Genomic DNA, 20,652 nt, shown 5'->3' on the forward strand with positions numbered 1-20,652 from the left:
CCGATCCTACGGGGTCTGCTTCTCGGGGTTCGCGGCAGGCGCCCGACGCAGCAGCGCGAGGAACATCGCGTCGGTGCCGTGGCGGTGCGGCCACAGCTGCACGAGCGTGCCGTCGCCGAGTGGGCGGGCGCCGAGATCGAGGTCGGGAGTGCTCGACGCGCGAGTCGCGATGGCGGCCGCGTCCAGCACCTCCGCGCCCGAGATCCGAACTGCCCGGCGGACGACGGCTGTCGTCTCCGCCTGGTGCGGCGAACAGGTGACGTAGGCCACGATCCCGCCCGGCTTGACGGCGGCGAGTGCCGCCTCGAGGAGCTCCTCCTGCAGCTGGACGAGCTCGGCCACGTCGCTGCTCTGCTTGCGCCATCGCGCCTCCGGTCGGCGACGCAGCGCGCCGAGGCCCGTGCAGGGCGCGTCGAGCAGGACACGGTCGAACGTGCCCGGGTGCGAGTCGGCGAATGAGCGGCCGTCCTCGTTCGTGACGGTGACGGGGGCCGCGAGCGGTGCGAGGGCGGCGCGCACGAGTCCGGCGCGCGCCGGCACGAGCTCGTTGGCTGTCAGCTTCGCCTGCAGCTCGGTGGCGCTGGCGGCGAGCAGGGCGGCCTTGCCGCCGGGTCCCGCGCACATGTCGAGCCACAGCTCTCCTGGCCGCACGGGTTCGGCCTCGAGCAGCGCGAGCGTGACGAGCTGCGAGCCCTCGTCCTGCACGCGGGCGCGCCCGGCCTTGACCTGCGGCACCCATGAGGGGTCGCCCGACGCGAGGGTCAGGCCGCGCGGTGAGATGCGACCCGAGACCAGGAGGTCGGGATTGGACGCGACGAGTTCATCCGGCGTGTCGAACCCGGGCAGGGACACGATGCTGACCGCAGGCGACTCGTTGTTGGCGGCGAGGCTCGCCGGGAGTTCGTCGCCGCGATGCTCCGCGGTGAGGGCGTCGCGGAGCGCGCGCACGATCCAGTCCGGGTGGGAGTGTCGGACGGCGAGGGCCCGCTCGTCGGTCAGGCCCTCGGAGACCTGGTCGAGCCAGTCGGCGAGCTCCGTGCGGGAGATCTTGCGCAGGATCGCGTTCACGAAGCCTGAGGCGCCGCGGGACGCGATGCGTGCCGCCTGCTCGACGGATTCGTTGACCGCCGCGTGGCTCGGTGTGCGCATGCTGAGCAGCTGGTGGGCTCCGAGGCGCAGCACGTCGAGGAGGGGTGGGTCGATGTCGCGGATGTCGCGACCCGACGCCTCTGCGATGATGGCGTCGTAGGTGCCGCGGCGTCGGAGCGTGCCGTAGGTCAGCTCGGTGGCGAGCCCCGCGTCGGACGGCGAGAGCCGTGCCGCCGAGATGCGATGCGGAAGCAGCAGGTTCGCGTAGGCGTCGTCCTCGTCGACCGCCCTCAGCACCTCGAAGGCCACCTGGCGTGAGCGCGTCACTCCGCGCCCGGCCGGGGGCTGATCCGGTCGTCGCCGTCCCTGGTAGGGGCTGCCACCGCGGCCGCCCGCTCCTGCGGGGCTCATGCGAGCACCAGCGTCGCTGCGTCGCGGCGACCGCGAAGCCAGTCTCTGGCAGGCATGGGCTTCTTTCCTGCCGGTTGCACGGAGAGCAGCTGGAGCGGGCTGGTTCCCGTGCCCACGAACACCTCCCTGCCGACCGCACAGAGCTGGCCGGGGCTGAGGGCGGGTGCGTCGGTCTTCCCACCCGGGCGCGCGACGCGCAGGATGCGCAGCGGTTGTCCGTCGACCTGGGCCACCGCCCCTGGCTCTGGGGTGACTCCGCGAATGTGGGCGTCGACGACGTCGAGGGGAGCCGCCCAGTCGATGGCCGAGTCGTGCTTGCCGAGCTTCGGCGCGAAGGTCGCCTCGCCAGTCTGCGGCTCGGCGCTCAGCGTTCCGGAGCCGATGGCGCGGACGGTCTCGGCGAGGAACTCCGCGCCCTCCCCCGCGAGACGCTCGAGGAGCTCGCCAGCGGTCTCGTCCTCAGCGATCGGGGACCGCTGCACAGCGAAGACGGGCCCCTCGTCGAGTCCGGCGGTGAGCTGGAAGATGGTCATGCCGGTGGTGGTGTCGCCTCGCATCACGGCGCGCTGGGCCGGGGCGGCGCCACGGAGGTCTGGGAGGAGCGAGAAATGCAGGTTGACCCAGCCGAGCGACGGCGCCGTCAGGGTCGCGGCGTCGATGAGGGCGCCGTAGGCCACGATGACCCCGAGCTCGGCACCGAGCGCCGTGAGCTCTGCCGTCACCTCAGGCGTCATCCGGTTGCTCTTGATGACGTGCAGCCCGAGCTCATGGGCGCGGGCAGCCACCGGGGACGGCGTCAGCGCCCTGGACCGGCCGACCTTGGCGTCGTCGCGCGTCAGCACAGCCACGATCTCGTGGCCGTCGTCGACCAGCGCATCGAGGCTGGGGACGGCGGTGATGGGTGTGCCGGCGAAGACGAGCCGCATAGCTGGTGCCTCTCGAGGTTGGGTGGAACGTGGAGCTGGGACGAGGGTCAGAAGATCCCCGGCGGGTCAAATCGTACGCGCAGGGTCGAGGCGTGGCCGCCGCCTCGGCCGGCGACCCGCGGGCGCCTGCTGGTGGCGGAACGCACGAGCTCGCTCTTGAGCGCCCTCGCGAGCGGCGTGCCCAGCGCGTAGCCGAACTTGATCACGACCCTGCTCCCGGCCTCCTGCGGCGTCGGCCCGAGGACCTGCAGCGCGGCGCCCGGCTGGAGCTCCGGCACCGCCTCGATGGTCGAGAGCGCCCGACGGACCTCCTCGTCAGTTCCCGTCAGCGCGACGACGCGCACAGCGGGCGGGAAGTGGAGCTCGCGGCGCTCGGAGAGCTCACGAGTCGCGTACTCGGGCTGCTGCCAGGTGCGGAGGGCGTGCGCCGCCGGCGTCTCGCCTCCGACGATGACCACCTTGGCGCTCGGGTGCGCCAGCGCGGCGGCGTTCGACCAGCCGCGGAGTGCATCCACGCCCGCGTCGAGTCGCTCCTGCGCGAGGGAGCGCTCCGTGTCGAGCAGCACGATCCCGGCGTACCCGGAGGTGGGCACGGGCTCGGCTCCCCGTGTTGCCACGACGAGGCACGGGCGGTCGTCGATGGACACCGTTTCCGAAGCGCCGTCCGCCACGACCACGCGGGTGCCTGGGAACGCACGACCGAGCTCCTCCGCGGTCCGCTCGGCTCCGAGTGAGGTGTTGCGAAGGCGCTTGTCGCCGCACTCAGGGCACTGCCACTCGGGGTGGAGGGCGTCGCACACCCGGCACGACGGTGGCGCGGACGGGCGCGCGAACTCGAGTGCCCCGCCGCAGACGCTGCAACGAGCTGGCGTGCGGCACCTGGCACAGCTGAGGCTCGGGATGTAGCCGGCCCTGACGACCTGGAGCAGTACGGGCCCGTGCTCGAGGGCGCGTCTTGCCTCCTGCCAGGCGAGGGCTGGGATGCGGGCGTGCGCGGCTGGGGTCTCCTCGGCGAGCGCCTGACTCCCCGAGATGATCTTCGGGGCTTCAGGGCGAACCAGCGGCACGGGCGTGAGCCAGTGCATGCCGACGAGACGCGCGACCTCCAGGCTCGGTGTGTGCGCGGCGAACACGAGCGTGAGCGACTCCCGTTCTGCGCGCAGCAGGGCCACATCCCGCGTGCTCGCGTACGGGGCGAGCTGCTCGGTGAAGCTCTCGTCGCCGTCGTCCCACACGAGCACTGCGCCGAGATGCGACGCGGGGGCGTAGATGACGCTTCGCGTCCCGACGACGACGCCTGGGGTGTCGTCGAGGCAGGAGAGGAAGGCGGCGTACCGCTCGGCGGGCTTGGCCCGCGTGTCGAGGCGGCGGATGCGGGGCGTCTCGAGGAACCGCCCGAGGGCCTTCAGCGCGAGCTCGACGTCTCGGTAGTCCGGGACGGCGAGGATGACGGACTCCCCCGCCCGGACCCTCGCGGCGGCCGCGGCCGAGAGAGCGAGGAGCGAGCGGGGCACGCCAGCGTCGACGCCGACGGGGGCATCGATCGCGAGCCTCGCTGCCGAACCCCTCGCGAGGAGGGCCGCCGCGTCCGGGCCGTACATGGGCACGAGCGTCGCCTCCGGGTCGTCGAGCACAGAGGCGACTGCAGGGGCGGATTGGTTCCCGGCGTCGTCGCCAGTCGCCTGCACCTCCAGCCACCGCTGCTCGACGCGCACGGACCTGGCCGGGATCGCCAGACGCAGGACATCGGCCGCGCATCCCGCCTGCCGGTCCGCAACCGCTCGTGCGAGCCCAGCGATCTCGGGAGTGAGCACGCGTGCGGTCGAGACGAGCTCGGTGATCGAGGCGAGCTTCCCCCCGTACTCGGCCGCCTGCTCGAGGGCGACCACGAAGCCCTGCAGCTGGCGGTTCGAGGTGCGGAGGGGCACCGCGACGCGCATCCCGACGCCGATCCGCTCGCGCAGCTCGACGGGGATCTCGTACTCGAGTTCCCTGTCGAGCTGCGGGAGAGGCGAGGCGACGACGACTCGCGCGACCCGCGGGAGGTCGTCGTTCATGGTGAGCTGGCTGATCAGAGGCCTGCCGCTTGGCGGAGCTCCTCGGCCCGGTCGGTGCGCTCCCACGTGAAGTCGGCCAGCTCGCGTCCGAAGTGTCCGTACGCCGAGGTCTGTGCGTAGATGGGGCGACGGAGATCGAGGTCCTCGACGAGCGCACCGGGGCGGAGGTCGAAGGTGTCCAGGATCGCCGCGATGATCTTGTCGTCGCCGACGGCGCCGGTGCCGAACGTCTCGACGTACAGCCCGACGGGCTCAGCCTTGCCGATCGCGTAGGCGATCTGAACCTCGAGTCGATCCGCGAGCCCGGCCGCGACAGCGTTCTTCGCGACCCACCGCATGGCGTAGGCGGCAGAGCGGTCGACCTTCGACGGGTCCTTGCCGCTGAACGCCCCACCGCCGTGTCTGGCCATGCCGCCGTAGGTGTCGACGATGATCTTGCGCCCCGTGAGACCTGCGTCGGCGCGGGGGCCTCCGTCGATGAAGCTGCCCGACGGGTTCACGAGGAAGGTGGGCTCGGACCCGGCGAAGCCGTTCCGCTCCAGAACGGGCCGAACGACGTGCGCGATGACGTCCTCCCGGATCTGTGCCTGCTCGAGGCCCGGGTCGTGCTGAGTCGAGAGGACGACGGTCTCGATGGAACGCGGCACGCTCCCCTCGTAGCCGACCGTGACCTGGGTCTTGCCGTCTGGCCGCAGATAGGCGACCTCGCCGGACTTCCGAACCGCGGCGAGCTGCTGGGCGAGCTGATGCGCGAGGTGGATGGGAAGCGGCATGAGCGCGTCCGTCTCCCGGGTCGCGTAGCCGAACATGATGCCCTGGTCGCCGGCGCCCTGCTTGGCGATCGCGTCCTCAGAGCTCTCAGAGCGGTGCTCCAGCGAGGTCGTGACGCCCTCGCCGATCTCCGGCGACTGCTCGCCGACGGAGATCGAGACGCCGCACGAGGAGCCGTCGAAGCCGACGTCGCTTGACGTGTAGCCGATTTCGCTGATCGTGCGCCTGACGATGCCCGCGATATCGGAGTACGCGTTGGTCGTGACCTCCCCCGCCACGTGCACCTGGCCGGTCGTGACGAGCGTCTCCACCGCGACCCGAGAGGCCGGGTCCTGCGCGAGGAGGTCGTCGAGGATGCGGTCGGAGATCTGGTCGCAGATCTTGTCAGGGTGGCCCTCGGTGACCGACTCCGAGGTGAACAGGCGAAGCGTAGACAAGAAGAACCCCTTGCGGTGAAGTTGCGGCTGGACGGTTTGGACCGGCCGGTACGGCTAGACGTTGACGAGCAGATCCAGGATGACATCGGCCACCGACACTTTGTCGCCAGTGTGACGCGAGACAACGTCGCCGGACGCTGAGAGCACGAAGATCGAGTTCTCGTCCGACTGGAACCCGAGGTTCCAGCCGACCCGGTTCACGACGAGGTAGTCGCACCCCTTGCGAGCGATCTTCGCGCGACCGAGCTCGAGCAGTGCGGAGTCGTCGGTCTCGGTCTCCGCGGCGAAGCCGATGATGACCTGCTCGCTGCCGCGGGCAGCTGAGAGATCCTGCAGGATGTCGGGATTGCGGGTGAACGTGAGCGTCAGCTCCTCGCCAGCCTGCTCTTTCTTGATCTTGCCCTCCGCCACGGTGACCGGACGGTAGTCGGCAACTGCGGCGGCCATGATGATGACGTCGTGTCGCGGGGCGATCTCGGCGCAGGCCTGCGCGAGCTGCTGGGCGCTCGAGACCGTCACGAGCTTGACGCCCTCTGGCGGACGGACCTCGGCGTTGGCCGCAACGAGCGTGACCTCCGCGCCACGGGCAAGCGCGCGCTCGGCGAGCGCGAAGCCCTGCCGCCCGCTCGATCGGTTGCCGATGAACCGGACAGGGTCCAGTGGCTCGCGCGTGCCTCCGGCGGTGATGAGGACCCGCCTGCCTCGTAGATCGCTGGCGAGTTCGGCGTCCCTGCGGCGGCGTCGCTCGCCGCGACCGGCGCTCAGGATCGTCGCGACGATCTCGCTGGGCTCGGCGAGGCGTCCGGGGCCCGAGTCGCTGCCCGTCAGCTGCCCCTCCGCAGGTCCCACGAGGACAACGCCGCGTGCATCCAGCCGCGCGGCGTTGGCCTGCGTCGCCTGGTTGAGCCACATCTCGGTGTGCATGGCCGGGGCGACGATGAGCGGAGCCGTCGACGCGAGGATGGTCGTGCCGAGGAGGTCGTCGGAGAGCCCCGCGGCGATCTTCGCCATGGAGTTCGCGGTGGCCGGGACCACCGCGATGACGTCGGCCTGCTGACCCAGCGCGACGTGCCGCACCTCGGCCACGTCGTCGAAGACGTCCGTCAGCACGGGATTGCGAGAGATGGCTTCGAAGGTCGGACGCCCCACGAACCGCAGCGCGGACTCCGTGGGGACGACGTCGACGTGGTGACCGAGGAGGACGAGGTCGCGGATGACCTGAACGGCCTTGTACGCGGCGATGCCCCCGGTGACACCGACGACGACGCGCATCGGCTGGCCGTCGGACGCGTCGGTCTCGTGGTCAGCCGGATGCGCGCCGGCGGTCTCGCTCACGGTCGTGCTATGCCTGAGGGGCGTCGTCTTCGAAGTTGATCTCGTCATCGAACACGATGACGTCGTCAGGGGTCTCGAGCGGGCGTGCCTCGACCATGACGATCTTCTGCTCGTTGATCTCGTGCAGAGCGATCGACAGGGGCTTGTCGTCGATCGAGGAGTCGATCAGCGGGCCGACATTCTGGTAGATCGCTCCGTCGTGCAGATCGGAGTAGTAGTCGTTGATCTGACGCGCGCGACGCGATGCGAAGATGACCAGCTGGTACTTGTTGTCGACTCGCTGCAGCAGCTCGTCCATGGGCGGGTCGATGATGCCCTTTGGCTTCTCAATCATGCGTGCTCCTTGTTCAGTCCCAGATGTTCGACTACGCGTGCCGCAGCCTCAGGCACGGAGTCGTTGACGACCAGTGCATCGAACTCGTCCTGGGCGGCGAGTTCGACCTTCGCGGTTTCGAGGCGCCGAGCCTGTTCTTCGGCCGATTCCGTGCCACGCCCGACGAGGCGCCGCACGAGCTCGTCCCAGCTCGGAGGCAACAAAAATACCAGTCTAGCCTCTGGCATGCGTGATCGGACCTGTCTGGCGCCTTGAATGTCGATTTCGAGGAGGACCGAGCGTCCGGAGGAGATGGCGTCGTCGATGGGTCCGCGCGGAGTGCCGTATCTGAAGGCGTTGTGCACGGTGGCGTACTCGAGGAGCTGCTCGTCGGCGACCAGCCGGTCGAAGCCATCGTCGTCGGTGAAGTGGTAGTTGATGCCGTCGACTTCACCGGGACGTGGGGCACGAGTCGTGGCGGAGACCGAGAGCTCGACTTCCGGGTAGTGCTCTCGGATGTAGTTCGCGACGGTGCCCTTGCCGACGGCTGTGGGGCCGGCCAGCACGACGAGACGGCTCTCGCCGGTCTGGGCGCCGAGCCGCTCCTCCAGGAACGAGCGGAGGCGGATGCGCTGATTGCGGCCGAGGCCGCCGAGGCGCTTGGAGGGTGAGATCGCGAGCTCTTCGAGGATGCGCGCCTGCTTCGTGGCGCCGATGTGCGGGATGCTGAGCAGGAACTGCGTCACGCGGAGGGAGTGCTCGGCGGCGTGCTCGGCGGACTGGCTCGCGTCGAGCACGGAGATCGGCGAGCGGGTTCCGTTCGCCAGGGCGCGTTTGACCTCGGCGCGAGCCTGGCGCGCGAGGACAGCCGCGCGTGATGCGGCGACGCGATCGACGGGAGGTGGGACCTGGGTCATGAGAGAGCGTCCTCCAGCTCCGCGGCTTGCTGGTCGATGGCGTCGGCGATGCCGTCCTGCCCGGCGGCCAGGACGCTGCGTGACACGTTGACGATGACGGACTCCGCTGCCGCGCCGAACATCTCCCTGATGCGCGCGAACTCGGCTCCCTGGTGGCCGAAGCCTGGGGCGAGGATCGGGGTCCGGGGTGCGGCGCCGAGTCCCGTGAGGTCGACGCCGAGGAGGTCGAAGTCGACCGTGCCGCCGAGGACGACGCCGACCGAGCCGAGCGCGCCATCCGCGTGGTCGGCATTCCAGGCGGCCGCGCGCTTCGCGATGCCGCCGGCGACGGTCTCGCCCAGCTGGGAGCCGCGGTCCCGTCTGGCCGTCTGGATCGAGGTGGATTCCGGGTTCGAGGTGGCCGCGAGCACGAAGAGGCCCTTGCCGAGGCGGTCGGCGAGCTCGAGCGCCGAGGCGAGCGAGTCGAAGCCCTGATAGGGGTTCACGGTCATCGCGTCCGCTTCGAGCGGTGAGCCCTCCTCGAGCCACGCCTTGGCGTAGGCCTCGAGGGTCGTGCCCACGTCACCGCGCTTGACGTCCGCGATCACGAGCAGGCCCGCCTCCCGTGCGGCGCCGAGCACAGACTCGAGCGCCGCGAATCCGCTGGAGCCGAAGCGCTCGTAGAAGGCGATCTGCGGCTTGACGACGCCGACGCGCTCCCCAGCTGCCTCGACGACGCGGAGCCCGAACTCCCTGGCACCCGCCGCGGTGTTCGGCAGTCCCCACGCGTCGAGCAGGAACTCGTGCGGATCGATGCCGATGCACAGCCTGCCCCGGTTCTCCACGGCGTGCTGGAGTCGGGTTCCGAACCCGCCCACTCCAGCACGCGTCGCGAACGCCTCAGTCAACTAGCTGTCCCCCCTCTGGGTGTTGTACTCCTGCAGGCTCGTCACCGTGAATCCGCTTCGCAGCGCGGAGAGGGAACCGACAGCTGCGGACAGCTCCGAGATCGTCGTGAAGATGGGCAGGTCAGCCGAGACTGCCGCCGTGCGGATCTCGTAGCCGTCGGCCCGTGACGCGCGGCCGGATGGGGTGTTGATGACCATGTCGACCTCTCCCCCGTGGATCATGTCCACGATATTGCGGTCCTGGCCGGGTGTGGTGCCGTCGGGCGAATCCGGCGTGAACTTCCCGACGACCTTGGCGGTGATGCCGTGGCGCGCGAGGACGGCTGCTGTGCCCTCGGTGGCCGCGATCGAGAACCCGAGCTCGACGAACTTGGCGACGGGAAGGACGATCGCGCGCTTGTCGCGGTCGGAGACCGAGACGAACACGGTGCCCGACTTCGGCAGGCCGCCGTAGGCCGCGAGCTGGCTCTTGGCGAATGCGGTCGGGAAGTCGGTGTCGATGCCCATGACCTCGCCGGTGGAGCGCATCTCCGGCGAGAGCAGCGAGTCGACGATGCGTCCGTCCTTCGTGCGGAAGCGCTTGAAGGGAAGCACCGCTTCCTTCACGGCGACGGGGCTCGAAGCCGGCTGGTGCGTGCCGTCCTGGTCGCGGAGGAGTCCCTCGGTCTTCAGCTCGGCGATCGAGACACCCGTCATGACACGGGCGGCAGCCTTCGCGAGCTGCGTTCCGAGGGCCTTCGAGACGAAGGGCACCGTGCGGGAGGCGCGCGGGTTGGCCTCGAGCACGTACAGCTTCCCGCCAGACAGCGCGAACTGCACGTTGAGCAGGCCACGGACGCCGACGCCCTGGGCGATGGCGAGGGTCGCGTCGCGGACGTTGTCGAGGACAGCGCTCGAGAGGGTGACGGGAGGCAGCGTGCACGCCGAGTCGCCGGAGTGGATGCCGGCTTCCTCGATGTGCTCCATGATGCCGCCGATGTAGAGCTCGTCGCCGTCGAACAGGGCGTCGACGTCGATCTCCGTTGCCTCGTCGAGGAATCGATCGACCAGCAGCGGATGTGCGGGCCCGACGATCGCCTGGCCCTCGATGCGCGAGAAGTAGTCCTGCATCTGCTCTGCGTCGTAGACGATCTCCATACCGCGTCCGCCGAGCACGAAGCTGGGGCGCACGAGCACGGGGTAGCCGATGCCCGTTGCGACATCGAGGGCGCCGTCGAGGTCGGTTGCGGTGCCGTTCTCCGGCGAGATCAGGCCGGCGCGGTCGAGGACGCCGGAGAAGAGTCCGCGCTCCTCGGCGAGGTCGATCGCTGCCGGGCTCGTGCCGAGGATCGGGACGCCGGCTGCCTCGAGCCCCTTCGCGAGTCCCAGCGCTGTCTGGCCGCCGAGCTGGACGACGACGCCGAGCAGCTCGCCTGCACCGCGCTCGACCTCGACGATCTCGAGGACGTCCTCGAGCGTGAGCGGCTCGAAGTAGAGGCGGTCGCTCGTGTCGTAGTCCGTGGAGACCGTCTCCGGGTTGCAGTTGATCATGATGGTCTCGAAGCCAGCGTCCGAGAGCGCGAACGACGCGTGCACGCACGAGTAGTCGAACTCGATGCCCTGGCCGATGCGGTTCGGGCCCGAGCCGAGGATGATCACCTTGCGGCGGTCGCTCGGCGTGACCTCGGACTCCTGGTCGTAGCTCGAGTAGTGGTACGGCGTGAAGGCGGGGAACTCGCCGGCGCACGTGTCGACGGTCTTGAAGACCGGGCGGACTCCGAAGTTGTGGCGGATCGCGCGGATCTCGTCCTCGCGGCTCCCGCGGAGCTCCGCGATCTGGGCATCGGAGAAGCCGTGGCGCTTCGCGTGCCGGAGCAGGCGGGCGTCGACGACGTCTGCTGAGCTGATCTCGGCCGCGACCTCGTTGATGAGCACGATCTGGTCGATGAACCAGGGGTCGATGGCGGTCGACTCGAAGATCTGCTCCGGCGTCGCACCCTTCCAGAGCGCGCGCTGCACGTTGACGATGCGCCCGTCGGTCGGGATCTTGATCGTCTCGAGGAGCTCCTCGACGGAGACCTCGTCTGCGGCCCACGTGAACGACGATCCCCGCTTCTCGAGCGAGCGCAGCGCCTTCTGCAGCGCGGTCGAGAAGTTGCGGCCGATCGCCATGGCCTCGCCGACCGACTTCATGGTGGTCGTCAGCGTCGTGTCGGCGGCCGGGAACTTCTCGAAGTTGAAGCGGGGCACCTTGACGACGACGTAGTCGAGCGTCGGCTCGAAGCTCGCGGGCGTCACCTTCGTGATGTCGTTGGGGATCTCGTCGAGGCGGTAGCCGATGGCGAGCTTCGCCGCGATCTTCGCGATCGGGAAGCCTGTCGCCTTGGATGCCAGCGCCGACGAGCGGGACACGCGAGGGTTCATCTCGATGACGATGATGCGACCGTTCGAGGGGTCGATGGCGAACTGGATGTTGCATCCACCGGTGTCGACGCCCACGAGGCGGATGATCGCGATGCCGATGTCGCGGAGGCGCTGGTACTCGCGGTCGGTCAGCGTGAGCGCGGGGGCGACCGTGATGGAGTCACCGGTGTGGACGCCGACGGGGTCGACGTTCTCGATCGAGCAGACCACGACCGTGTTGTCGGCGGTGTCGCGCATGAGCTCGAGCTCGTACTCCTTCCAGCCGAGGATCGACTCCTCGAGGAGCACCTCTCCGGTGGGGCTCGACTGCACGCCGTCGGCGACGAAGCGGATCAGGTCCTCTTCGTTGTAGGCGAAGCCGGAGCCGAGGCCGCCCATCGTGAACGAGGGGCGGACGACGAGTGGGTAGCCGAGGTCCTCGGCGAAGCCGATCGCCTGCTCGACGCTCGTCGCGATGTGGGAGCGGGCGACTTCGGCGCCGGCCTCGATCACGAGGTCCTTGAAGATCTGGCGGTCCTCGCCGCGGCGGATCGCGTCGACCTTCGCGCCGATGAGCTCGACGCCGTGGCGCTCGAGGATGCCCTCCTCATGGAGCGCGATGGCGGCGTTGAGCGCCGTCTGCCCGCCGAGGGTGGGGAGGATCGCGTCAGGGCGCTCCTTGATGATGATCGACTCGATGATGTCCGGGGTGATCGGCTCGACGTACGTGGCGTCGGCGAAGTCCGGGTCGGTCATGATCGTCGCGGGGTTCGAGTTCACGAGGATGACGCGCACGCCCTCCTCGCGGAGCACGCGGCAGGCCTGCGTGCCCGAGTAGTCGAACTCGGCCGCCTGGCCGATGACGATGGGTCCCGAGCCGATGACGAGGACGCTCGAGATATCTGTGCGCTTTGGCATGCTTACGCGTTCTCCTGGCCGTTGGTGGGGGTGGATGGGGAGGCGAGGTGCTCGCGCACCATCTGCCTGAACTGGTCGAAGAGCGGGGCGGAGTCGTGTGGGCCCGCCGCGGCCTCCGGGTGGAACTGCACGCTGAACGCCGGGATGTCGAGGCAGCGGAGGCCTTCGACGACCTGGTCGTTGAGGCCGATGTGGCTGACCTGCGCACGGCCGAAGCCCGCCGGCGTCTCGACGGGGCCGTCGAGTGGCGCCTGGACGGCGAAGCCGTGATTCTGGGCGGTGATCTCGATGCGGCCAGAGAAGGTGTCGACGACCGGCTGGTTGATGCCGCGGTGGCCGAAGGGCAGCTTGTACGTGTCGAAGCCGAGGGCGCGGCCGAGCAGCTGGTTGCCGAAGCAGATGCCGAAGAACGGCGTGCCGTCGCGGAGGACGTTCTGCAGCAGCTCCACGTGCGCGTCGCTGGACGCAGGGTCGCCCGGCCCGTTGGAGTAGAAGACGGCCGTCGGCGCGAGCTCGCGCAGCTGGTCGATGGTCGTGGCGTGCGGCAGCACGTGCACGTCGAAGCCGCGCTCGGCCAGCGCCTTGATGGTGGCCGTCTTGATGCCCAGGTCGATGATGGCGACGGAGCCGATCCGCTCGTCGGCCGTCGACGGGTGCATGATGGGCTCCGGTGTCGAGACGCGGTCGCTGAGGTTGCGGCCCGCCATGCTCGGCTGCGCACGCACCTTCTCGAGCAGCGTGGTCTCGTCGGCCGAGGCCGCCTCGCCGGAGAAGATGCCGCCGCGCATCGAGCCCTCGCTGCGGATGCGTCGGGTGAGCGCACGGGTGTCGACGCCGGCGATGCCGACGATGCTGGTCTCGGTGAGGGCGTTCTCGAGCGTGTCCTCGGAGCGCCAGTTCGAGACGACGCGGGAGGGGTCGCGGACGACGTAGCCGTCGACCCAGATCTGCCGCGACTCCATGTCCTGGGCGTTGACCCCGGTGTTGCCGATGTGCGGGGCGGTCTGGACGACGATCTGACCTGCGTAGCTCGGGTCCGTCAGGGTCTCCTGGTACCCGGTCATGCCGGTCGAGAACACGACTTCGCCAAGCGTCTCGCCGACGGCGCCGTAGGCGTCGCCCTCGTATCGCGTCCCGTCCTCCAGGACGAGCACGGCGGGAATTGGTGGCGTCATGAGGACTCCTCGGTCGTGGGGGCTGGCGTTCGCTGCAGCGAGTGCAGCGCGGTCTTGAGCTGTTCTCGCGCGGTCGCGTCGACAACTCGGAGGGAGGTCTCGACGCTCACGCGGTCGTTCGCCGTGTCGTCGGCGGGCAGGAGCCACCGGATGATCGTGAGTCCGCCGTTCTCGACGACGCGGTCGATCGTGACGGTGCCGTCGATGGTGGCCTCGATGTCTGCCGCGGGGATGAAGAAGGCTCGTTCGCCGGCGATGCGCACGACGGGTCCTTCCCGGAGCACGGTCACCTCTGCCCTCCCCCGGAATCCGAGCGGCGGGACGACGATGCGGTCGAGGGTGTCACCCGTGCGGCTCGTGGACACGTAGTGCACGTCGTGCCAGTGCCCGAGCGGCTGCTCGGTCGACTGCGGGGGGCTCAGGGGCGTGGCGATGCCGGCCTGGGCGCGTGTCCGGCGCCGCCAGCCGAGCCACATGAGCGCGACGATGACGAGGAATGCGACGATCGTGAGGGCGGCGGGGAGTACGCGGTCGTCCATCAGGCGAGTTCCTGCTCGCGCGCTCGTGCGGCGGCGGCCGCACCTTCGGCCGAGAGGAGCACGCCGTCGTCGAGCGTCCTGGTTCCGCGATAGACCGTGTGCACGACCCGACCGGGCAGGGGCATGCCGAGGAATGGCGAGTTGATGCTCTTCCCGCCGAGCGCTGCCGTCGTGAAGTCGGCCGTCGGGGCTGGGTCGTAGAAGACGAGGTTGGCGAGCTCGCCGGCCGCGACGGGGCGTCCGGATGCGGAGTCGCCCCCGATGCGAGCGGGCGTCTCCGACATGATCCGCGCCACGTCACCCCAGCTCAGCTCGCCGGTGTCGACCATGGTGTGCTGCACGACGCGCAGGGCGGACTCGAGGCCGACCATGCCCATCGCGGCCTGGTCCCACTCGGTCTCCTTGGCGTCGACGGGGTGCGGCGCGTGGTCGGTGGCGACGATGTCGATCGTGCCGTCGGCCAGCGCTTCTCGCACCGCGAGCACGTCGTCCTGGGTCCGAAGCGGCGGGTTGACCTTGAACCGGGCGTCGTAGCCGCGCACGAGCTCCTCGGTGAGGAGGAGGTGGTGGGGTGTCACCTCAGCGGTCACGTCGATGCCGCGTGACTTGGCCCAGCGCACCACATCCACACCCTCTCGGGTGGAGACGTGGCAGACGTGCAGGCGTGAGGAGACGTGGTCGGCGAGCAGCGCATCGCGGGCGATGATCGAGGACTCGGCCACAGCAGGCCACCCGCCGAGGCCGAGCTCGGCCGAGAGCGCCCCTTCATTCATCTGGGCGCCTGCCGTGAGGCGAGGGTCCTGGGCGTGCTGGGCAACGACGCCGCCGAAGGCCTTTACGTACTCGAGAGCTCGACGCATGATGAGCGGATCGAAGACGCACTTGCCGTCGTCGGAGAACACGCGGACGCCCGCGTTCGACTGCGCCATCGCGCCGATCTCGGAGAGCTGCTCGCCCTCCAGTCCGACCGTCACGGCCCCGATGGGCCGGACATCGGCGTATCCGGCGGCGCGACCGAGCGCGGCCACCGCTTCCACGACACCTGCGGTGTCCTGCACCGGCGAGGTGTTCGCCATGGCGAAGACCGTCGTGTACCCGCCGAACGCCGCGGCGCGGGTGCCGGTCAGCACCGTCTCGCTCGACTCGAAGCCGGGCTCGCGCAGGTGCGTGTGCAGGTCGACGAGGCCAGGCAGGAGCACGAGGCCCTCGACATCGATGACGCGTTCCACGCCGTCGGCGGAGACGGATCCGGCCGGCGCGACTTCGGCGATCGTGGTTCCGGCGACGAGCACGTCGACGGGGTCGGCGCCGAGCAGCTTGGCGCCTCGATACAGCGTGGTCATGGTGCCTTTCTCGTTTCCTTGGCCCTGGTTCACGAGCCGCTCCCGTCTCGCTCGCCGGAGCAGAGCACGTAGAGCGCGGCCATGCGGACGGCGACGCCGTTCGCGACCTGCTCGAGGACCGTCGACTGCGGCGAGTCGGCGGCGATGGAGGAGATCTCCAGACCGCGGTTCATGGGCCCGGGATGCATGACCATCGTAGCCTCGGGGAGGCCGCGGAACCGGGTCTCGCCCAGCCCCCAGTTCTTGGCGTACTCGCGCGTGTTCGGGAAGAACGCGTCGTGCATCCGCTCCGCCTGGATGCGGAGCAGCATGACCGCGGTCGGGTGCGTGGCGAGCGCGGCGTCGAGGTCGCTCGTGATCGTCGCGGGCCAGGACTCCGTGCGCACGGGGACGAGTGTCGGCGGGCCGACGAGCGTGACCTCGGCGCCGAGCGTCGTGAGGAGCCACACGTTCGACCTGGCCACTCGCGAGTGCAGGATGTCGCCGACGATGACGATGTGGCAGCCGTCGAGCCCCTTGCCCCGGGCCGCGGCACGCCCGTGGACGCGTCGTCGCAGCGTGAACGCGTCGAGGAGCGCCTGGGTGGGATGCTCGTGCATGCCGTCGCCGGCGTTCAGGATGGGGGCGTCGATCCAGTCGCGCTCGGCGAGGAGCTGCGGCGCGCCGCTCGAGGGGTGCCTGATGACGACGGCATCAGCGCCGATGGCCTTGAGCGTCTGGGCCGTGTCCTTGAGCGACTCGCCTTTGGAGACGCTCGATCCCTTGGCACCGAAGTTGATGACGTCGGCGGAGAGTCGCTTCTCCGCGGCTTCGAACGAGATGCGGGTGCGCGTGGAATCCTCGTAGAACAGGTTCACGACGGTGATGCCACGCAGGGCTGGCAGCTTCTTCACCTCGCGGTCGCCGACATCCGACATGTCCTCGGCGACGTCGAGCAGCATGATCGCGTCCTCGCGGGTCATGCCCTTGGTGGAGAGCAGGTGCTTCATGCGCGCCCCCCGTCCGTGATGACGACGCGGTCGCCGCCGTCGAGCTCGGTGAGCTCGACGCCGATGCGCTCGCTGCGGGCGGAGGGCAGGTTCTTGCCGACGTAGTCGGCGCGGATGGGCAGCTCGCGGTGACCGCGGTCGACCAGCACCGCGAGCTGCACGGCACGAGGGCGACCGGTGTCGCTTAGCGCGTCGAGCGCGGCCCGCACCGTGCGGCCGGAGAAGAGCACGTCGTCGACGAGCACCACAGTCTTGCCGTCGATGCCCCCGACGGGGATGTGCGTGGGCTGCGAGACGCGCGCCGGTCCTCGACGGAGATCGTCGCGGTACATGGTCACGTCGAGGGCGCCAGCGATCTCCGCGGCGTCGACGTGCGTCCCGTTCGAGGCCTCGAAGCCAGCGATGAGGCTGGCGAGGCGCTTCGCGAGGGGAACTCCTCGGCTCGGGATGCCGAGCAGGAGCAGGTCCTTCGACCCGCGGTTCTGCTCGAGGATCTGGTGCGCGATGCGCACGAGGGCTCGTTGAACGTCGTCGTGATTCAGCACTGTTCGCTGGGGCACGTCGACCTCCTTCCCCGCCTCACTGGACGGTGTTAAAGGATGTCTGGAACTGGGGGCCGGGCCGTCTCGCCAATGGCGGTCTCGGCTCAGGCCCCCAGCCTAGCATCGGCTACTGCTCGCTGATGCGGCCGAGCACGCCGTGGATGAACTTGCCCGACGCATCCGTCGAGTACTCACCGGCGGCGGTCACGGCCTCGGTGATCGCCACGGCGGCGGGGATCTCGTCGTTGTACTTGAGCTCCCAGATCGCGACGCGCAGGATCGAGCGGTCGAGCGCTGGCATGCGCTCCAGCGTCCAGTCGCGAGCGGTCTCGACGATGTAGCCGTCGATCTCATCTGCGTGCTCGATCACGCCGAGCACGATCTCCCTCGCGTACCGCCAGCTCGCCGCGCGGTCGGGCTCATCCGCAGCCCGCTCCGCCTCCTGGCCGAGAAGCTCGGGGATCGGGGTCCCGCGGACGTCGGAGGCGAACAGGATGTCCATGGCGCGCTTGCGCGCCTTCGTGCGGGCGCTCACTAGTCGTTGACGCGGCCCAGGTAGTCGCCCGTGCGGGTGTCGATCTTGACCTTGGTGCCGGCGTTGAGGAACAGCGGGACCTGGATCTCCGCACCCGTCTCGACGGTGGCTGGCTTGGTGCCGGCATTGGAGCGGTCACCCTGCAGGCCCGGCTCGGTGTACGTGATCTCGAGGACAACCGACGGCGGGAGCTCGATGTAGAGGGGCTCGCCCTCGTTCAACGCGATCTGCACGCTCTGCTGTTCGAGCATGTACTTGGCGGCGTCGCCGACGATCTTCTCGTCGAGCGTGATCTGGTCGTAGTCGCTCTGGTCCATGAAGACGTAGCCGTCGCCGTCGCGGTAGAGGTACTGGAAGTCGCGGCGGTCGACCGTCGCGGTCTCGATCTTGGCGCCGGCGTTGAACGTGCGGTCGACCGTCTTGCCGCTGACGACCTGCTTGAGCTTGGTGCGCACGAAGGCGCCACCCTTGCCCGGCTTGACGTGCTGGAAGTCGATGACCTGCCAGAGCTGGCCGTCGATGAGGAGCACGACGCCGTTCTTGATGTCTGCCGTAGTTGCCATGGAAGTTTCTCCGTGTCCATCCCGCGGAAGAGCGGGATTCTTCAGTTTTCGGCACCTGAGTGAGGTACGCGCGAGCTGTCGGCGCGAGGCTTGCGCCCCAGCGGCCCCGCAGAAGTCTAGTGCAGGGTGTCGCGGGAGTGCCGGTTCGGCTCGCTCAGGGCGCGGATGCCCTCGAGCGCTGCCAGGTACGAGCCGGCTCCGAGCCCGGCGATGACGCCCGTCGCGACCGCCGAGATGACGCTCGTGTGCCGGAACGGCTCGCGCGCGTGGGGATTCGAGAGGTGCACCTCGATGACCGGGGTCCCCGTCTCGGTGACGATCGAGACCGCGTCTCGGAGGGCGATGGAGTAGTGGGTGAGCGCGGCCGGGTTCAGGATGACCGGGGTGCGCGCATCCGCCGCGTCGTGCAGCCACTCGACCAGCTGCCCCTCGAAGTTGGACTGGCGAGCGTCGATCTCGACGCCGCTGCCCGCGGTGGTGCGGAGGAGGTCGACGATGTCGGCGAGCGTCTGCGTGCCGTACGTCTCCGGCTCGCGGGTGCCGAGTCGATCGAGATTGGGGCCGCCGAGGACGAGGATGCGCATGCGAGTCAGTCTATCGACGGGGTCAGGCGAAGGCCGCCGTCGGGACGACCGACTCGTCCGCCGAGATGAGCTCGTTGCGCACGAACGCGTTCCAGACCCCGTTGTCGTCCACGCCGGTCGTCACCTGGTCCGCGTGGGCCTTGATGGCATCCGGTGCGTTGCCCATGGCGACGCCGACTCCCGTGAGCTGGAGCATCTCGACATCGTTGATGCTGTCGCCGATGCCGATCGTGTCCGCGCGCTCGAGCCCCATCAGATGGCACACCTCGAGGATGGCGCTCCCCTTGTTGACGCCGAGCTGCAGGAGCTCGCCGCTGTGGGGCCCGAGAACAGGGACAGTGGCGTTGATGACGTCGAAACGTCCAGCGAAGGTCTCGCGGATCTCGTCGATGGGCGTCTCCGCACTCAGGAAGCACATCTTGCCGATGTCGCCGCGAAGCAGCTCGCCCCCCTCTTCGAAGAACGTCTCGAACTGCAGGGCCCCGTCGGCCTCGACCCGGTCGGAGTCGGCGAGATCGACGGCGAGCAGCCTGCGGAGGTGCGCGCGGAAGCCGGGACTCGCGATGACCGCCGAGTCGCTCTGCACGTAGAAGTCGATCCCGGACCGGGTGAAGACGTCGATGGCGAACGTGACGTCGGCGAGCGACATCGTGCGCGAGACGCGCGTCTCGCCGCCGAACCACACGAAGCTGCCGCCTGCGCTGACGATGCCGTCGAAGCCGATGTCGAGGATCTGGGGATAGATCTCCGCGCGCGAGCGGCCCGTGCAGATGAAGACCAGGTGACCTGCGGCCCTCGCGCGGCTGACGGCCTCGACCGTCGACGGCTGGATGCGCTCCTGCTCGTCGATGAGGGTGCCGTCGATGTCGAGGAAGACGATGCGCCTGGTCAACTGTGTCCTTCTGCTGGATGCGTGCGGCCGATGCCTGCGGTGCTCCGTGGAGACGATGAGGCGGCAGCTGGGCCGTGCACCAGGCTAGACGATGCCAGCACGCCGACGGTCACGGGAGCCTGGCGGATCCGACCGTGACCGCCTAGCCTCTGAGCATGCCTGCTGACCCTGCCACCGCGGCCAGCGAGCGGGCCTCCCCGCCATCGCTCGATCGCGCGGCCAGAGCGTTGCGGGGCAGCTGGCCCGCCCTCGACGAGCGACGACTCGGCGGTTGGCTCCTCGGCTTCTCTGAGGGGTTCACGAGGCGCGCGAACAGCGTGTGGATGCTCGGCGCGGTGGAGGACCTGCAGTCGTCGGTCGGCGCCGTCGAGGAAGCGTACCGCGTGCGCGGCCTCCCCAGCCGTTTCCTCACGACCGACTCGAGCGACGTGGACGAGGTGGCGGCGCTGCGGGCGTTCGGCTACGTGACCTCGCTCTCTGGCGGGGTCCTCGCGCGTTCGCTCGGCCCCACTGACGGTCGTGGTCAGCCGCTCCCCGCCGCACATCCGTCCGCGTTCGTCTCCGTATCCGGCCCGCAGCCGCCGTCAGACTGGCTCGACGCCTGGCTGGCCTGGAACGGCCGCCGCCTGCCGAGCGACCGGCGACTCGCCCCGCGCATCCTGAGCCAGGGCACGCCGAGCTTCCTCAGCGTGAGCGTCGACCGCTCACTCGCGGCGACCGCGCGGCTCTCGGTGGTCGACGGCCTCGGGGTCGTCGACTGCCTGGTCACGGATCGGGCGAGCAGGGGACGCGGCTACGCCCGTCTGCTTCTCGAGCGTGCCCAGCACGAAGCCCTCGCGCTCGGCGCATCGTCCTGCCTGGCCATGGTCGTCGACGGCAACGACGCCTCGCTTCGGCTCTTCGAACGGCTGGGGTACCGCAGGCTCGGGGCGTTCCGATACCTGGAGGGTCCAGAACGGACGAGCTGCTGCTGAGCGCCACCCGGGAGCGGCGACCCAGGGCGGCGACGTAGGGTCCTCGAACAAGTGAGGCAGAGAGGGGCAGCTC

General features: G+C 69.7%; 19 protein-coding genes. 1 reads left to right on the top strand and 18 read right to left on the bottom strand.

Annotation, left to right across the window (positions count from 1 at the left end; translation table 11 throughout):
• Positions 1–6: 6 nt before the first annotated feature.
• The 18 genes from F8O03_RS08645 to F8O03_RS08730 all read right to left on the bottom strand — a co-directional run bounded on the left by F8O03_RS08645 (position 7) and on the right by F8O03_RS08730 (position 19,605).
• Positions 7–1,500, bottom strand: coding sequence for an RsmB/NOP family class I SAM-dependent RNA methyltransferase (locus F8O03_RS08645; RefSeq protein ID WP_151423489.1), 1,494 nt, complete (start codon positions 1,498–1,500; stop codon positions 7–9).
• Positions 1,497–2,426: a methionyl-tRNA formyltransferase gene (gene fmt, locus F8O03_RS08650; protein WP_151423490.1), complete on the bottom strand. Its 930-nt coding sequence runs from the start codon at positions 2,424–2,426 to the stop codon at positions 1,497–1,499. The genes F8O03_RS08645 and fmt overlap by 4 nt, the downstream gene beginning before the upstream one ends.
• Positions 2,427–2,473: 47 nt before the next feature.
• Positions 2,474–4,483, bottom strand: coding sequence for a primosomal protein N' family DNA-binding protein (locus F8O03_RS08655; protein WP_151423491.1), 2,010 nt, complete (start codon positions 4,481–4,483; stop codon positions 2,474–2,476).
• Between the two features lie 14 nt (positions 4,484–4,497).
• Positions 4,498–5,691 carry a methionine adenosyltransferase gene (gene metK, locus F8O03_RS08660; RefSeq protein WP_151423492.1) on the bottom strand — a complete coding sequence of 398 codons (1,194 nt, stop codon included), beginning with the start codon at positions 5,689–5,691 and terminating at the stop codon, positions 4,498–4,500.
• Positions 5,692–5,745: 54 nt separating this feature from the next.
• Positions 5,746–6,963, bottom strand: a complete 1,218-nt coding sequence (gene coaBC, locus F8O03_RS08665; RefSeq protein ID WP_151423644.1) for a bifunctional phosphopantothenoylcysteine decarboxylase/phosphopantothenate--cysteine ligase CoaBC — start codon at positions 6,961–6,963, stop codon at positions 5,746–5,748.
• Positions 6,964–7,033: 70 nt separating this feature from the next.
• On the bottom strand, positions 7,034–7,360 hold the full coding sequence (rpoZ, locus tag F8O03_RS08670; protein ID WP_068484449.1) for a DNA-directed RNA polymerase subunit omega: 327 nt from the start codon (positions 7,358–7,360) through the stop codon (positions 7,034–7,036).
• Positions 7,357–8,256: a guanylate kinase gene (gene gmk / locus F8O03_RS08675; RefSeq protein ID WP_151423493.1), complete on the bottom strand. Its 900-nt coding sequence runs from the start codon at positions 8,254–8,256 to the stop codon at positions 7,357–7,359. The genes rpoZ and gmk overlap by 4 nt, the downstream gene beginning before the upstream one ends.
• A complete protein-coding gene (gene pyrF / locus F8O03_RS08680) occupies positions 8,253–9,143 on the bottom strand; it encodes an orotidine-5'-phosphate decarboxylase (RefSeq protein WP_244296091.1) in 891 nt (296 codons plus the stop codon). Before pyrF ends, gmk begins: the two co-directional genes overlap by 4 nt.
• Entirely contained in the window at positions 9,144–12,443 is a 3,300-nt protein-coding gene (gene carB / locus F8O03_RS08685) for a carbamoyl-phosphate synthase large subunit (RefSeq protein ID WP_151423494.1), read from the bottom strand.
• Between the two features lie 2 nt (positions 12,444–12,445).
• The gene (carA, locus tag F8O03_RS08690; protein ID WP_151423495.1) at positions 12,446–13,618 is read right to left on the bottom strand and encodes a glutamine-hydrolyzing carbamoyl-phosphate synthase small subunit; all 1,173 of its coding nucleotides are present in this window, start codon (positions 13,616–13,618) and stop codon (positions 12,446–12,448) included.
• A complete protein-coding gene (locus F8O03_RS08695; protein WP_151423496.1) occupies positions 13,615–14,157 on the bottom strand; it encodes a PH-like domain-containing protein in 543 nt (180 codons plus the stop codon). The genes carA and F8O03_RS08695 overlap by 4 nt, the downstream gene beginning before the upstream one ends.
• On the bottom strand, positions 14,157–15,500 hold the full coding sequence (locus F8O03_RS08700; protein WP_151423497.1) for a dihydroorotase: 1,344 nt from the start codon (positions 15,498–15,500) through the stop codon (positions 14,157–14,159). The genes F8O03_RS08695 and F8O03_RS08700 overlap by 1 nt, the downstream gene beginning before the upstream one ends.
• Before the next feature lie 29 nt (positions 15,501–15,529).
• Positions 15,530–16,489: an aspartate carbamoyltransferase catalytic subunit gene (locus tag F8O03_RS08705; protein WP_151423498.1), complete on the bottom strand. Its 960-nt coding sequence runs from the start codon at positions 16,487–16,489 to the stop codon at positions 15,530–15,532.
• Entirely contained in the window at positions 16,486–17,049 is a 564-nt protein-coding gene (pyrR, locus tag F8O03_RS08710; RefSeq protein ID WP_104253262.1) for a bifunctional pyr operon transcriptional regulator/uracil phosphoribosyltransferase PyrR, read from the bottom strand. Before pyrR ends, F8O03_RS08705 begins: the two co-directional genes overlap by 4 nt.
• 109 nt (positions 17,050–17,158) lie before the next feature.
• Entirely contained in the window at positions 17,159–17,566 is a 408-nt protein-coding gene (gene nusB / locus F8O03_RS08715) for a transcription antitermination factor NusB (protein WP_151423499.1), read from the bottom strand.
• Positions 17,566–18,129, bottom strand: a complete 564-nt coding sequence (gene efp, locus F8O03_RS08720; RefSeq protein WP_104253263.1) for an elongation factor P — start codon at positions 18,127–18,129, stop codon at positions 17,566–17,568. The genes nusB and efp overlap by 1 nt, the downstream gene beginning before the upstream one ends.
• Positions 18,130–18,245: 116 nt before the next feature.
• Complete coding sequence (gene aroQ / locus F8O03_RS08725) at positions 18,246–18,713, bottom strand: type II 3-dehydroquinate dehydratase (RefSeq protein WP_208851825.1); 468 nt, start codon at positions 18,711–18,713, stop codon at positions 18,246–18,248.
• A 22-nt stretch (positions 18,714–18,735) separates the two neighbouring features.
• Positions 18,736–19,605 (bottom strand): Cof-type HAD-IIB family hydrolase, encoded by an 870-nt coding sequence (locus F8O03_RS08730; protein ID WP_167516525.1) that lies wholly within the window; start codon positions 19,603–19,605, stop codon positions 18,736–18,738.
• Between the two features lie 155 nt (positions 19,606–19,760).
• Between F8O03_RS08730 and F8O03_RS08735 the strand changes: the two genes are divergently transcribed.
• The gene (locus F8O03_RS08735; RefSeq protein WP_151423502.1) at positions 19,761–20,579 is read left to right on the top strand and encodes a GNAT family N-acetyltransferase; all 819 of its coding nucleotides are present in this window, start codon (positions 19,761–19,763) and stop codon (positions 20,577–20,579) included.
• Positions 20,580–20,652: the final 73 nt, after the last annotated feature.

It is taken from the genome of Pseudoclavibacter terrae (genome assembly GCF_008831075.1).
Taxonomy (GTDB): Bacteria; Actinomycetota; Actinomycetes; order Actinomycetales; family Microbacteriaceae; genus Pseudoclavibacter; species Pseudoclavibacter terrae.